Annotated in this window: 8 protein-coding genes; 3 read left to right on the plus strand and 5 right to left on the minus strand. The window is 48.7% G+C overall.

All coding sequences use genetic code 11. The features are described from left to right. Nucleotides 1-390 precede the first annotated feature (390 nt). Nucleotides 391-573, plus strand: coding sequence for a hypothetical protein (locus tag NG795_RS27865; RefSeq protein WP_367291853.1), 183 nt, complete (start codon nt 391-393; stop codon nt 571-573). Between the two features lie 65 nt (nt 574-638). Here NG795_RS27865 and cobA read toward each other — a convergent pair whose 3' ends face one another. Then, a complete protein-coding gene (cobA, locus tag NG795_RS27870) occupies nt 639-2,258 on the minus strand; it encodes a uroporphyrinogen-III C-methyltransferase (RefSeq protein ID WP_367291854.1) in 1,620 nt (539 codons plus the stop codon). A gap of 114 nt (nt 2,259-2,372) precedes the next feature. Between cobA and NG795_RS27875 the strand changes: the two genes are divergently transcribed. Further along, complete coding sequence (locus NG795_RS27875; RefSeq protein ID WP_367291855.1) at nt 2,373-3,182, plus strand: glycosyltransferase family 2 protein; 810 nt, start codon at nt 2,373-2,375, stop codon at nt 3,180-3,182. A gap of 293 nt (nt 3,183-3,475) precedes the next feature. Here NG795_RS27875 and NG795_RS27880 read toward each other — a convergent pair whose 3' ends face one another. From NG795_RS27880 to NG795_RS27895, 4 genes are all read right to left on the minus strand, one after another. Then, nucleotides 3,476-4,315 carry an FkbM family methyltransferase gene (locus NG795_RS27880; protein WP_367291856.1) on the minus strand — a complete coding sequence of 280 codons (840 nt, stop codon included), beginning with the start codon at nt 4,313-4,315 and terminating at the stop codon, nt 3,476-3,478. Nucleotides 4,316-4,463: 148 nt separating this feature from the next. After that, complete coding sequence (locus NG795_RS27885; protein ID WP_367291857.1) at nt 4,464-11,768, minus strand: tetratricopeptide repeat protein; 7,305 nt, start codon at nt 11,766-11,768, stop codon at nt 4,464-4,466. Between the two features lie 42 nt (nt 11,769-11,810). Beyond that, nucleotides 11,811-12,788 (minus strand): homogentisate phytyltransferase, encoded by a 978-nt coding sequence (locus NG795_RS27890; RefSeq protein ID WP_367291858.1) that lies wholly within the window; start codon nt 12,786-12,788, stop codon nt 11,811-11,813. Nucleotides 12,789-12,839: 51 nt separating this feature from the next. Then, nucleotides 12,840-13,754 carry a methyltransferase domain-containing protein gene (locus tag NG795_RS27895; protein ID WP_367291859.1) on the minus strand — a complete coding sequence of 305 codons (915 nt, stop codon included), beginning with the start codon at nt 13,752-13,754 and terminating at the stop codon, nt 12,840-12,842. Between the two features lie 86 nt (nt 13,755-13,840). On the opposite strand from NG795_RS27895, the gene NG795_RS27900 reads away from it, so the two are divergent. Continuing rightward, entirely contained in the window at nt 13,841-14,128 is a 288-nt protein-coding gene (locus tag NG795_RS27900) for a hypothetical protein (RefSeq protein ID WP_367291860.1), read from the plus strand. The last annotated feature ends 60 nt before the right edge of the window (nt 14,129-14,188 follow it).

Here is a 14,188-nt window from a genome sequence, read left to right on the forward strand (position 1 = left end):
TCTTGGGTTTTGCAGATATCATTACCATACACGGCTCAAGGGGATTTGAACAGTTTTTGCCAAAATGAGAATTGCTGAATTTATGGGGTTGAGCTTGAACTATTTTGAAAACTAGGATACAATTTAACAGCGTAATGAAGCCTACTCCTCCATCACTCCAGACCAGAGGATTTCAAGCGCCGTCCCTAGCCTAAGATGAGACCCAACCTGAGAGCCTAATTGAGGCGACAGTCTCTTGGGAACCTTACCGGAACCACCCCGTCTCCATCTCCGTAATTTCACGTACAGAGAAAGTTCCGTAATTTTACTGAGTTAGATCGAGCGATTCCACCGATGATTTTTCCCAGGATGAGCGACAGAATAGTAAGCATAGAGTTCAGGTAAAAGATTATGCAAGTTACAGCAACCGTCCGCGATATGTTCATCAATGCTTCTCTCTCTCAACAAATCAGTTTCCACGATTGGGTGCTCTTAAATGCATTACCCGAGTCCAACCTCTCTCAAGAAGAGAGACGGATGATCAAACGCTTACTGCACAGCGTGAGACGCGGTTGGTTTCGGGTGTTAAGCTAAACGAGACCTGAGATCAATTTTCTCAAGTCCGGTTTCGCAGAAACCGGCTTTTTGTGTAGAGAGGGTCAATAAATCCCCTCACCCTTTGACAGTAAGGCTTGTAGCAAGCCGTCGAGTGTATATTCCTGCGCTTCCACATCCACTCTTCCGAGTAATTCATAACAGGTTTTTGACGTCTGCGGACCAATTGAAGCAATTCGCACGTTATTTAGTAAGCTTTGCCAAGGTTGATCGCCACTGCGAGATTTGCGATCGAGTAACTGGCAAAAGTTTCGCACGGTTTTGGAACTGGCAAAGGTGACGATATCAATGCGCCTCTGTTGCAGTGCTTTCCATGCTTCCGGCGCGATCGCCTCGGGACAACCCGACTCATAAGCAGCAACTTCTTCCACAATCGCACCTTGAGTCGTAAACTCCGCAACTAATACTTCTCGTCCCCCAGTTTCCACCCGAGGAAACAAGATTTTTTGTCCCGATACATCTTCAGGAAATTGTTCCACCAGGGAATCTGCCACAAAATCTGGGGGAATATAATCTGCTGTCAAACTCCGTTGTTGTAAGGTTGCAGCGGTTTTTTTGCCAACGACTGCTATTTTAACGCCAGCAAGGATGCGGGTATCTTTTCCCTTGGCAAGGAGGCGATCGCAGAAGTAATCCACGGCATTGGCAGAGGTGAGAATTAACCAGTCAAACTCCGAAATTCGGGCGATCGCATCATCCAGAGACTCCCAACTAGAAGGAGGACGAATTTCCAAGGCAGGCATTTCAATCACCTGGGCACCCGCATCGGTTAGCATTTCAGTAAAGGTACTGGATTGTCCTGCCGATCGCGTGACGAGAACCGTTTTTCCCGTTAACCCCGAGGCAGAATTAGGGGAAGAATTTGCAGCGTGAGATGAATAGTTAGACATGGAAACAGAGTCAGCAGAATCGGGAGAGAGTGGACGACGAGAGGGGGAATCCGGAAGCAGATAGTCGCGCAATTTGACCACTTCGCCAATCACCATCACCGCAGGAGAGAGAGATTCCCCTCGGGTGCGATCGCGGATATCGGCAAAGGTCCCCGTCCAGACAACCTGCCGAGGGGTGCCACAAGCGCGAATAATGGCGATGGGAGTTTGAGGGGATTTGCCATGTTGCAGCAACTGCCGGAGGATTTCATCCAGTTGCCGAGTCCCCATTAAAATCACCAGGGTGGGGGTTCGCGTCAGGGTTTCCCAATCGAGGCGATCGCAATCATGTCCCGTCACCACGGTAAACGAGTGACTCATCACCGGATCCGTGAGGGGAATTCCGGCGAGTAATGGTCCCGCTAATGCCGAAGAAATGCCGGGAATGACTTCATAAGCACATCTTGCCGTCTTCAACGCCTGGATTTCCTCCGTACAGCGTCCGAAAATAAAGGGGTCTCCACTTTTGAGGCGAACTACCCGCTGGCCTTGCTGACATTGCGCCACCAGGAGGCGATCGATATCCCCCTGTTGCCAACTGGGTTGTCCACCGCGTTTGCCGACATGGATCCGTTGACAACCGGCAGGCGCTAATTGTAGCAAAGATTCATCAATCAGGGCATCATACACGACTGCCTCTGCTTCTGCCAACAATTGCCGCGATCGTACCGTTAAATAGGCAGCATCCCCAGGACCTGCACCCACCAAATAGACGATTCCCCCGGTTTCAGTCACAATTGCTTGTCCCTTTTGACATCCTCAGACGGTATCTTACCTTGATTGGGGTGGCACTGCTGCCTTTTATAGTATTTTCGATCAGGAGTGCTTCATCGAAAATCACCTGAAACCATGTCAACCTCCCCGCAAACCATCTCCCTCCTCTGTCCCACAAGAGGACGTCCGGAACAGGCATTAAGACTTGCTTTGAGCGTTTTAAACACCGCATCTCAACCCCAGCGAGTCGAACTGCTGTTTTATGTAGATGATGACGACAAGAAACAATCCGAGTATTTGGAACAGTTTAAAACCCATAAACCGAAATTGGACCGATTTCGCCGCTGTGGGTTTTTATTAGGAGAGGCGATCGGGATTTCCAAAGCATGGAACGAACTCGCCAGTCGCTGCGAAGGTAACCTCCTAATTATGGCAGCCGATGACCAAACCTACAACGATTTCGGATGGGACGATCGCCTCGACATCGAAACCCAGAAATATCCCGATGAAATCTTTTGTATGTGGTTCAACGAAGGACATTGGCAAGAAAAACTCTGTACCTTCCCCATCGTTTCCCGCAAATGGTGTCAAACATTAGGCTATTTTACCACCGGATTATTTGAATGCCTCTATGATGATATGTGGATTTGGGAAATTGCCAAACGAGTCGGCAGATTGCACTATATTCCCGATATTTTAACGGAACATTTACACTGGGGATATGGTAAAGCAGAACTAGATGAAACCTATCAGCATAAACAAGTGGATGCCGACAAGAAGTTAAAACCCGCAGTCTATCGAGACATGGATTTATATTGTAGAACCGTTCCCTACCGAGAAACCGATGCCAGACGCATCGCTGCCGTCATGCAAGGAAAAGTTTTCCTCTACCCCGCCGAGTTAATGGTCCCCGGCAAATCCACCATCTTCGATCGCCGAGACTAGGATTAATCTTCTCTTTCTTAGTTCGTAGTAACGACTTCAGTCGTTCTCTTTCTTTTGTTCGTAGTAACGACTTCAGTCGTTCTCTTTCTTTTGTTCGTAGTAACGACTTCAGTCGTTCTCTTATCACCGTTTGCAGTAACGACTTCAGTCGTTCTCTCAGTTTTTTTGAAACCACGCTGGGTTTTGCTAGTAATGTCTTTCAGATTCCAGGAACCCGGAAACAACTGAAGTCGTTACTACAAGCATCGGAAAGATAACGACTGAAGTCGTTACTACAAACGGTGGAACAGCATTTATAGTTTATCAGTTAAGGCGAAGACTAAGTTGAAAACGTATTCCGAATTGTAATATTGATCCGGGGATAATTTCACCCAGTGGGGGGGCTCGTTTCGCAATAAATAGGGACTGTATCCTAGAGATGCCATGAACTCTCGTAACTGTTTTTCATCGGTTCCCATTTTCTGTAAGGCAAAGCGATTAATTTCGGCGATGATGTAGGGGACTTGATAGGTGGTGAGGGTTTGTAAGGAACCTTGTAAAACCTGATATTCGGCCCCTTCGGTGTCGATTTTAATCAATTTTACTCCCGTTAATCCTTTGTCTCGGACAACTTCATCCAGGGTTGTCATGGGTAGAGTCGAGGTTTGAGGGTGACTCCGACTGATTTTATTAAATTGATGCAATCCCACATCCCATAAGGCGTGTCCCCCATCATTATCCGCATTATAAAAGAATTCTACAGGTTTTGTTTCTGAACCCAAGACGGTGGGAATTACCTCCATTTGGGGGAACTGATTTAAGGTAATATGGTCTTGAATCCAGTTAATATTGGTCCTATCCGGTTCAATGCTAATTACTCTGCCAGTTTCGCCGACTAGAATGGCAGCGATGAGGGAGTAATAGCCAATATGTGCGCCAATATCAATAAAGGTATCTCCCGGTTTTAACACCCGTTCTAAAAATTTGGATTCTTCGGGTTCATAGAATTTCCCCTGGGAAAAGTAGTTCCACATGATTTTTTGGCTGAATTTGGAAATATCCAAATCTAGGCGCAATTTATGATAGTCCTGATTCAGTCGAACTAACAGATTAAAGGGTTTTCTTTGGGAAGATTCGGGCAAGGTTTGAGTCATGGATTAACAGTTAGCAGCAGGATGGACGACAGGAGGAAATAATACCAAATTACCGTATCAAAAGTCAGTTTTTTCTCTTAGCCCGCCTGCGGGGGCTTAGTCCGCTTTTTTCCCCACCCTTTAGGGTGCGGATTTTCTGCAAATCAGTTTACAGAATTTCTCCTAGAATTTCCAAGAGGCGATTAACTTGGTTTTCCCAGGTCCATTGTTGCATGAATTGGGCGGCAGCAATGCCTTTTTGTTGGGCTGTTTCACGATTTTGATAGAGGGTTTCCAGGGCTTCTATAATTTCCTCAAGGTCCGATTCTCCCCACCCTTCGACGCCGACAAAGTGCGGAGTTGATTGGACGGCTTTCTGAATTTTTAAGGGATAGCAATGATTGGGGGCAATCAAATCTAAATGTCCGGTATTGGCAGATAAAATAGTGGGAATTCCACAAGCCATTGTTTCCATTGCAACGAGGTTGGTTCCCCCTTCGCAACGGTTAGTAAACAGGGCGCAATCGGCTTCTCGGATGATTTGCGGCATCAGATAATTGGGAATTGCACCAATATCGATAAAGGAGTTAGGACTCAACCCATTATTAACTAACCAATCGGTAATGTGTAAGCGTTTATCTGCCCCAATTTTCGGCAGTCCTTTGACGTTGCCGGTGGTTTCGAGTCCTTGCATGAATTGTGGCCAAAAGTTATGCCATGCGGTGATGAGTAAGGCTTCGGGGTGACGGGTTTGAAAGGCTTTAAAGGCAGCGATGACGATATCTTGCCCTTTACGATATTCTAGTTTGCCGCCGCTGAAGATGACGAACCGATCGCCGAATAAATTAGACTTAGGGGCGGGATGAAACAAGGTAGGGTCTATCCCTTGGGGTAATGCCTGAACTCTGGTGATTCCCTGACTTTTCAGAACTTCAGCATTCCAAGTGGAACCGGCAACAATTAACAGATACTCTTGGGCTAATTTACGTTCTTTTGGGGTTAAATTCGTATCTTCAAAGAAGATTAAGCCGATATTCTGTTTGCCGCTGAGTTGTTGGGTGGTGGCAACACTGATAAAGTTATTGCCGAGGGCATGAAGGACGGGAAAATCACACCATATCGGTTTACCGGGGTTTTGATTCCGCAATTGTTCTAATTTTTGATACCGATCGCAGGCAGGTTTGAGTTGCGATCGCACCAACGGATTCACCACCCCAGTGGTATCCGGTGGTAGCAATAACATCGGTTCATATCCCGGGTTTTTTTGCAGTTGCAGGGTGAGATTTGTCCCATAAATCCCCCACCCTGTCATCTGATTGATCGGCCATGCAAGGCCCAATCTCAAGGGTTTATGAGGGGTTTTAGAAACGGGTTGGGTGCGATCGCGAATGGATTCAGTCATCTTGCCGAGGATGGGCGGTAGGGGAATAGATTGTGTTGGCCCCACCTGAGACGGGGGAGTAATGATTGTATCATCTTGACTCACCCGATCGCCCAAGGCAACTGCTACCCGATCGCAAACCTCTTGCCAGTTTCCCGGTTGGGTTTGGCGAAACAGGCGCATTGTCGGATACCAAGGGGAATCGCTGCGATCCCTCATCCACCGCCAATCTGGGGCAAAAGGTAGCAACACCCAGACGGGTTTCCCGAGGGCCCCGGCTAAATGGGCAACCGCCGTATCAATGGTGATAACAAGATCTAACTGGGCGATCGCCCCGGCGGTATCGGCAAAATCATGCAGATGCGGGGCTAAATCCGTGAGGGTGACAGGGAAATTCTCTCCGGGTTGTCCTTTTTGGAGACTATATAAGGTGACGCCGGGAATATTCCCCAGGGGTAACAAGTTGTCTAACTGACAAGATCGATTGCGTTGGTTCCCATAACGGGGACTGCCTGCCCAAACGATACCTACTTTAAAGCAAGGACTCTCTAAGGTGACTGGGGGCGGATTCGGGGGGGTTAAATAAGGGACGGTGGCGGGTATGGTGTCTAAAGTTGTCCCCAATAGGTAGGGCAAACTCATCAAGGAGGCGGTGAGATCAAAAGAGGGTAAGGGTTCCCCGGTGGGAATCAGGCGATCGCATCCCGGGAGGGTTGAGAATAATTGGATTAAAGATGGTGGACATTGTAAGATAACTCGTCCCCCTCGTTGGGCGACTAGGGGTAGGTAGCGAATAAATTGGATACTATCTCCAAACCCCAATTCTGTATAAAGCAGCAGGGTTTTTCCCGAGAAGTCGCTGCCATCCCATCCGGGTTGCCAGAAGGGGGGAGATACTTCATGTTGCCGTTGGTTGCGCCATTCGTATTCAGCAAATCCTCGGGTATAGTCGCCGATCATTAATAAAGCAAAGCCGAGATTGGTGTGGATGTCGGCATCATCCGGGGCAATGGTTAATCCCCTTTCATAGGAGGCGATCGCCTCGGCGGGTTGGTTGAGTTCCAGGTAAGTGTTTCCTAAATTAAAATAGGCGTTGAGATAGTGCGGTTTAAGGGCGATTGCCTGTTTATATTGGACAATTGCTGCCTCGGATTGACCCTGGGTTTTCAAGAAATTTCCAAAATTATAGTAGGCTTCGGCACAGTTGGAATGGCTGGCAATGATTTGTTGAAATTGCTCCAATTTTTCCTGGTTTTCCTCCCCGGAATCCAGGGTGATGGGGGGGAAATTAGCCACCGTTTGCCGCAATGCTTCAGTAATGCGATCGCCAACTTCCTGCCAGTCTCCCGGTTGTTGTTGTCGGAATAATCGCAGACTCGGATACCAAGGCGACTCGGAACCCTCCAGTCCCCAACGCCAATCGGGAGTATAAGCTAATAACAGCCAAGTGGGTTTACCCATTGCCCCAGCTAAATGGGCAATGGCGGTATCTACGGTAATAATTAAGTCTAATTGGGAGATTGCCGCAGCGGTGTCGGCAAAATCATCAAGGGATGGTCCTAAATCCTCCAAGGGTAAGTTTCTCCCTTGCCAATTTTGCCCCGCTTGCCCTTTTTGAAGACTATAAAATTCGACCCCGGAAACCGTTAAGAAATTCTGGAAAATATCCAGGGAACAGGACCGTTTATAATCGCTGTGGTGCTTGGGATTTCCTGCCCAGACAATTCCGACTTTAAACGGTTTGGATTTAAGCGGGAGTTGGCTTAAATTAGGAGGATGAATATAAGGAATGGTAGCGGGAATTGTGGTTAAAGTCGTCCCCAAAATTCGAGGTAAACTCATCAGGGGAACCCAATTATCATAGGGTTCTAACTCCTCCTGATGGGAACTAATTGCTTCAATACCTGGAACGGTTTTCAAGACAGAAACCAGAGGTGCCGCAACTAAGGCAACCACCCGGATTCCCTGTTGGGCAAGTAAGGGGGCATAGCGGATAAATTGCAGGGTATCCCCTAATCCTTGTTCCCCATATAATAGGAGTGTCTTGCCAGTTAAATCCGTACCCTCCCATTGAGGAACCTCAAAGTGAGGTGGGGCGGGGTATCCTTTGACGCGCCACCGCCATTCGTATTCGGCAAAACCACCGCGCAAGTCTCCGGCAGTAAGCAGACTGAGGGCGAGGTTGAGGTGAGCTTCGGCAGAGTCGGGCTGGATTTGGAGGGCGCGGTGATAGGTGGCGATCGCCGCTGTGGGTTGATGTTGTTCCAGGAAAGCCGTTCCCAGGTTAATGTGGGCGTCAATATACTGGGAATCCAGGGCAGTTGCCCGATGAAAACAAGCCATTGCCTCGGTAATTCTGCCTGCTTTGAGTAACAGATTCCCCAAGGTATTATGGGCTTCTGTATAGTCGGGGTCAAGGGTAGTCGCTTGCTGGATGTGGGCGACTGCCTCGGTAACATTTCCTAACTCTTTTAGGGCATTTCCCAGATGGTAATGTGCTTGACTATGATAGGCATCCAGGGCGATGACTTGGCGATAGTGGGCAGTCGCTTCCTGGAAATGTCCCTCGTCAGACAAGGCATTTCCTAGATTATAATGGGCGGGCACAGAGTGGGAATCCACGGCGATCGCTTGTGCTAAATAGGAAATTGCCTCACTGGTTCTGCCCAAACTGCGTAAGGCTGCCCCAAGATTGATATAGGCAGGGAGATAGCGGGAATCGGCAATCAGTGCTTGCTTGTAATACCCCACTGCGGTATTCAGTTTTCCCCCTTGATGGGCGATCGCCCCTAACAGTTGCCACCCTTGCGCCTGATTGGGATACTGACGCAGCAACACCCGGCAACGGCGTTGGGCATCAGCAAAGTTACCCGCTTCGTAATCCTGGCGGGCGAGGGCGAATTCTGGGCTGATGGTGTGAGGTTCTGGGAAGACAATCCGCGTTGCCAACACCTCGGTTAAACTCTCTGCCATCTCATCAAATACCCCCTGCCAATCCCCCCGTTCCTCCTGGCGAAACAGGCGCATTGTCGGATACCAAGGGGAATCTGTGCGATTCAGCAGCCATCGCCAATCCGGGGCATAGCTTAACGCCACCCAGACGGGTTTACCCAAGGCACCGGCTAAATGTGCCACGGAAGTATCCACCGTAATCACTAAGTCTAATTGAGCGATAACGGCTGCGGTATCCGCTAAATCCTGCAAGTGCGGGGCTAAATCTTGAATTGGGAGATTTTGCTGGCGAATTCGGGTTTCTTCCTGCCCTTTTTGGAGACTATACCACTTCACGCCGGGAATGTTGAGCAGGGGGAGAAAATAGCGCAAGGGACAGGAACGAGTGCGATCGCCTTTATGTTGCGGATTCCCCGCCCAGACGATGCCCACCTTGAATCCGGGTGCATCTAATATAACTGGGGCTAAATGGGTTGGAGTGAGATAGGGCACTTCTCCCGGGACGGTGGCTAAGGTAGTTCCTAGAATGTGAGGCAAACTCAACAGCGGTATCCACACATCAATCGGGGCTAATTCGGACCAATAGGCACTGACGCGATCAATGCCCGGTACGCTTTTAAATAAGCGCACCAAGGGTTGGTTAACCAAGGCAACGACTCGCCCCCCGCGTTGGACGAGTAAGGCGGCATAGCGGATGAATTGGATACAATCTCCCAATCCTTGTTCGGCATGGAGTAAAATTGTCTTACCTCGGAGATCGGAACCATCCCAAAATGGGGCAGGAATGGGGGGTAAATCCGGTGCCGCTTTCACCCGCCACCGCCATTCATATTCCCGAAATCCCTGGCGTAAGTCACCTTGGATGAGTAAGGCAATTCCCCGGTTGTTATGGGCTTCGGAGTAGTCGGGTTGCAGGCGCAGGGCGGTGTTATAACAGGCGATCGCCTCCTCGACTTGTCCTAAGTCGTGCAACACTAACCCTAAATTATTGTATCCTTGGGCATAATTGGGATTCAGGGCGATCGCCTGTTCAAAGTAAGGAATCGCGGTTTCTAATTCCCCCAACTCGTGCAATACCATCCCCAAATTATTATATCCATCCACATGATTCGGTTGCAAGACAATCACCCGATGAAACTGGGCGATCGCCGCTTCCCGGTTTCCCAGTTCCCACAGGGCATTTCCTAAGTTATAATGCAACCCCACTTCTTGCGGCGCGTAAGGTAAAGCTTGGTGATAACAAGCCAGGGCTTCTTGACAGTTTCCCTGACTTTTCAGAATCATTCCCAAATTCGTTAAAGCCACCGGATGGTTTGGCATTTGTTCCAACACTTGCCGATATAACCGTTCCGCTGCGGTTAAATGTCCCTCCTGATGTGCTGCAATTGCGCGCCCCAGTTTTGCACTCACTTTTTGGGTAATTTTTGCCCAATTTTCTGTCAATTCCCCTGCCTCAATGAAGGCTTGTTTCACTTCATCAAAAACACTTTGCCAATCCCCCGGCTGGCTTTGGCGAAACAGGCGTAGGGTGGGATACCAAGGCGAATCGGGGCGATGCAGTAACCACCGCCAATCCGGTGCAAAGGGTAGCAATACCCAAGCCGGTTTTCCCAATGCCCCAGCCAAATGCGCCACTGCCGTATCCACGGTAATAATTAAGTCTAATTCCGCCATCACTTCAGCGGTATCTCGGAAATGATTCAATTGAGGGGCCAAATCTTGAATCGGGACTTCCAGGGAGAGTTCAGTGAGTTCAGTCGAGTCTTTTTGTAAGCTATAAAAGCTAAGAGAAGAGGGTGCAAATGCTTCTATTAATTGGCGAAAATAACTGAAGGGACAAGAACGTTTGATAGCCGTGGGATTCTCATGATTTGCCGCCCAAACTATTCCTATTTTGAAAGATGGAGAAGGGATGATATTTTCCGATGGAGCATTCACAGGAGATACCCCGAAACCCCCCTTAAGAAGAGGGGAGTCAGAGGTATTTTGGTCGTTCTTTGCTGAAGATACCTCAGCCCGCGCAGGGGGGCTTTGTTCGGATAGCCCCACCCTTCCCGGGTGCGGGGGACGCACCATCAGATAGGGAATATCCCGGGGAATTGTATCTAACGTTGTGCCAAAAATTCGGGGTAAACTCATCAAGGGCGCATGAACATCAAACGCCGGTAACGGTTCACCCCGCAGAACCAGGATATCTACCCCTTCTAGCTGTTGCAACAAGGGAAATAAGGGGGGATAACATTCCAGGATGATCCGCCCGCCCAAGGCTGCGACAAGGGGAATGTAGCGGATAAATTGTAGAGTATCTCCCAATCCCTGTTCACTATGCAGGAGAATACTGCGCCCGGTGAGGGGGGAACCGTCCCATATCGGTTGGGGAAATGGGCGGGGTGTGAGGGTTGCGGTTTGCCAGCGCCATTCATATTCAACCAATCCCCGGGGGTAGTCGCCAGATAGGAGGAGGGAGAGGGCGCGATTCCAATGGTAGATGACGGTGTGAGGTTCCAGAGCGATCGCCCGATCATAACAAGCGACTGCCTCAGCTAAATCCCCATAATCATGCAAGGCGACGCCGAGGTTATAGTGAAATTCTGCCGAATCGGGAGAGCGATCGCAGACTTGCCGATATTGGACGACTGCTGCTTCTAAATCTCCCGCTTCTTTCAAGGCATTGCCGAGATTTGTCTGGATTTGCAAATCCTGTGGATCTAAAGCAATCGCTTGTTGATACTGAGCGATCGCCTCTTGAATCTCTCCCCGTTTCAGATGCAAATTGCCTAAATTATAGCAGGCTTTGGTATAATTAGGTCGCAGAATGAGCGCTTGCTGATAATGGGCGATCGCCTCTGCCTGTTGTCCCTCCAACTTCAAGGAATTTGCCAGATTGTAATGGAACTCCGGCACATTTGGATGGATCTTTACCGCTTGCTGATACCAAGCAATCGCCCCTAAATTATCTCCCTCCTGGGAGGCGATCGTTCCTAACAGGTTCAATGCCAGAAGATTCTCCGGTTCCCGATGCAAAATTTCCCGACATAAAGTTTGTGCCCGGGCAAAATTCCCAGTTTCACACTGTTTTTGAGCCATTTCCAAACATTGTGAAACGGAGAGTTGTGAGTAAGGGTTCGCAGATTGATTCACGTCCATTATTTAAAGGCTATCGGGGAGGGTGATGATAGGAATTTACGCCAACAGACAAGCCACGGGAAACATGATATATTCGAGGAAAAATAGTTTCCAAATAAATTGATAACAAGCTGCGATCGCGACTTTATCCTCTAAATCCACCTCGCGACTGCGCCACCATAACCCCATCAATGCCACCGTATGGGCGATCGCCAAGACAAAGGGATTGACTTGCGGCAGCCACCAAAACGCCGCTACACTGGTCGCAATATAACAGAAAACTATAACCCATTTTGCTAAATCGAAGACGGTACGCGCTCCCAAACGCAGGGTCAAGGTGCTAATCTGATAAAGTCGATCGCCTTCCATATCGGGAATATCTTTAAAAATGGCGATCGCAAAGGTAAAGCCCAAAACAAACAGCGTCAGCGCCCATACCGAGGGGGGAATCATCATCGCGCCCTCCCCTTGCATCACCCATTGGTAATGTAAAAACAAGCCTAAATTAACAATAATCCCGCGCACGGTGAAAATGCAAAAAGACGCCCAAAAGGGAAACCGTTTTAAACGGATAGGCGGCAAGGAATAAGCCGTTCCCAATCCTAAACTAATGAGTACCGTTGCCAATAACCAAGGGCCTTGTAACCAGGCTAAGACAACGGCTAAACTCCCCGTTATTCCTACAATAATTTGCCCTTGTTGCCGGGAAAATTCACCGGCTGCAACGGGTAACTCCGGCTTGTTAATTTGGTCAATTTCGATATCAAAAAGTTGGTTTAATCCAACAATATAAACATTCCCACAGAGGCAGGTAAACCAAGTTCCGAATAAGGGCAAAAGGGCTTTCCAAGTCAGGCTTTCTCCAGAGAAAGCCCAGGCGATCGCAAACAAGCCAATCGCACTCAAACTGGTGCCAATAATCGTATGGGGGCGGGTAAATTTCCAGAAAGAATAGAGCCAAGGGGCATATTTCTGGACCACATTCATTTCAGCCGGTTGAGAAACCGCAGGAGGAGAGGGAGAAATTTGGCTCATAATCTAGCTAAAATATAGACTCACCACAACAGCAAAGACACTCAAGAAAAGTTAGGATTTCGTTCCACAGAGTAACCCATATCGAATTAACCCTTGCTTGTATCCATCGCGCATCAGTCCTAGCGCCAGCGCCCCTTGAATGGTTTGCCAACCGGAGAATAATAATCCCAAAAGGGCCGAGGGGTCAAAGGCAGAATCAATCACAAAATCCCAAAAGGGAGCCACCGCTTCGGACCAATCCGCCACCTGAATTCCTTGGAATCCAATTTCTCGGGCAATTGTCTCATATTCGGGTAAAGAAATCACATAAGGCAGGCAATAAACCTTGTAAATTTCCATTAATTGATGCCGTTCGCGATCGCTCAGGGGGGCAGCAGGCGGTGCTACGGGACGATGACACCAGGTTGCCATCATCAACGCACCTCCCGGTGCCAACACCCGATAACATTCCTGTAAAAACTTCTTTTTATCCGGCATATGTTCGCCGCTTTCCAGGGTCCAAACGAGATCGAAGGAATTATCCGCAAAGGGCAATTCTAGGGCATTGGCCACCCGAAACTCCGCCCTGGTATCCGGGGTCATACTCCCCCCTTCCGGACCCGAGGATGGAGGAATTCCGGCTTCTCTGGCGCGTTCTGTAGCCCGCGCTGCCTGGACCGGACTGAGGGTAATTCCCGTGGCGCTGGCATTAAACTTTTGTGCTAAGTATAAAGAGCTACCACCGATGCCACAACCTACATCTAAAATCGTGGAAACCTGGCCGTTGAGGTCCTTAGACAACTGCACCCCTGTCCAAGCCAGGAGTTCCTCAATCAAGTCAATCTGTGCCTGTCGTCGATCCAACCGGCGATCGCCCCTCTCTCCGTAATAGCCGTGATGCATATGTTCCCCCCAAACCCGTTCCCAGAGTCCAGAGGAAGCATCGTAAAACTGCTGAATTTGCTCGTACAAGTTGCTTGTCGTCATGGCTGGTCAACACTCAGAAGCCGTGGGCTTACAGTAAAGCAGCCTCTATTGTAAACGATCGTGAACCCATTGGAAAAATCTGCCTTATGTTAGTAAAACCTTTACCCTATAGCTGGGATTTCTCCAAAATCAAAGTGACTTACCAGATTTTTGGGGGATACGCTGTTCCCATTTTGCTCTCAGTCTGTGCGGCGATTTTGGTATATTTTCATGGAGTCAGGCGAGTCAATGACACCTCAAAACAGTTAGATGCAGTTCGGGTGCGCGTGGATGAAGTCGAAGCATTAGCTTATAGCATTCTCGCCATGCAGCGAGCCGCTCGGGCTTATATTATTTCTCGGGATATTAATGAATTAGGGTTCTCTCGTACTTAGTATGCTAAAATATTGCTAAATAATTACTTTAAAAACTTTTGTTTTTGCAAACTTTGGCCC

The sequence above is a fragment of the Laspinema palackyanum D2c genome (assembly GCF_025370875.1).
GTDB lineage: Bacteria > Cyanobacteriota > Cyanobacteriia > Cyanobacteriales > Laspinemataceae > Laspinema > Laspinema palackyanum.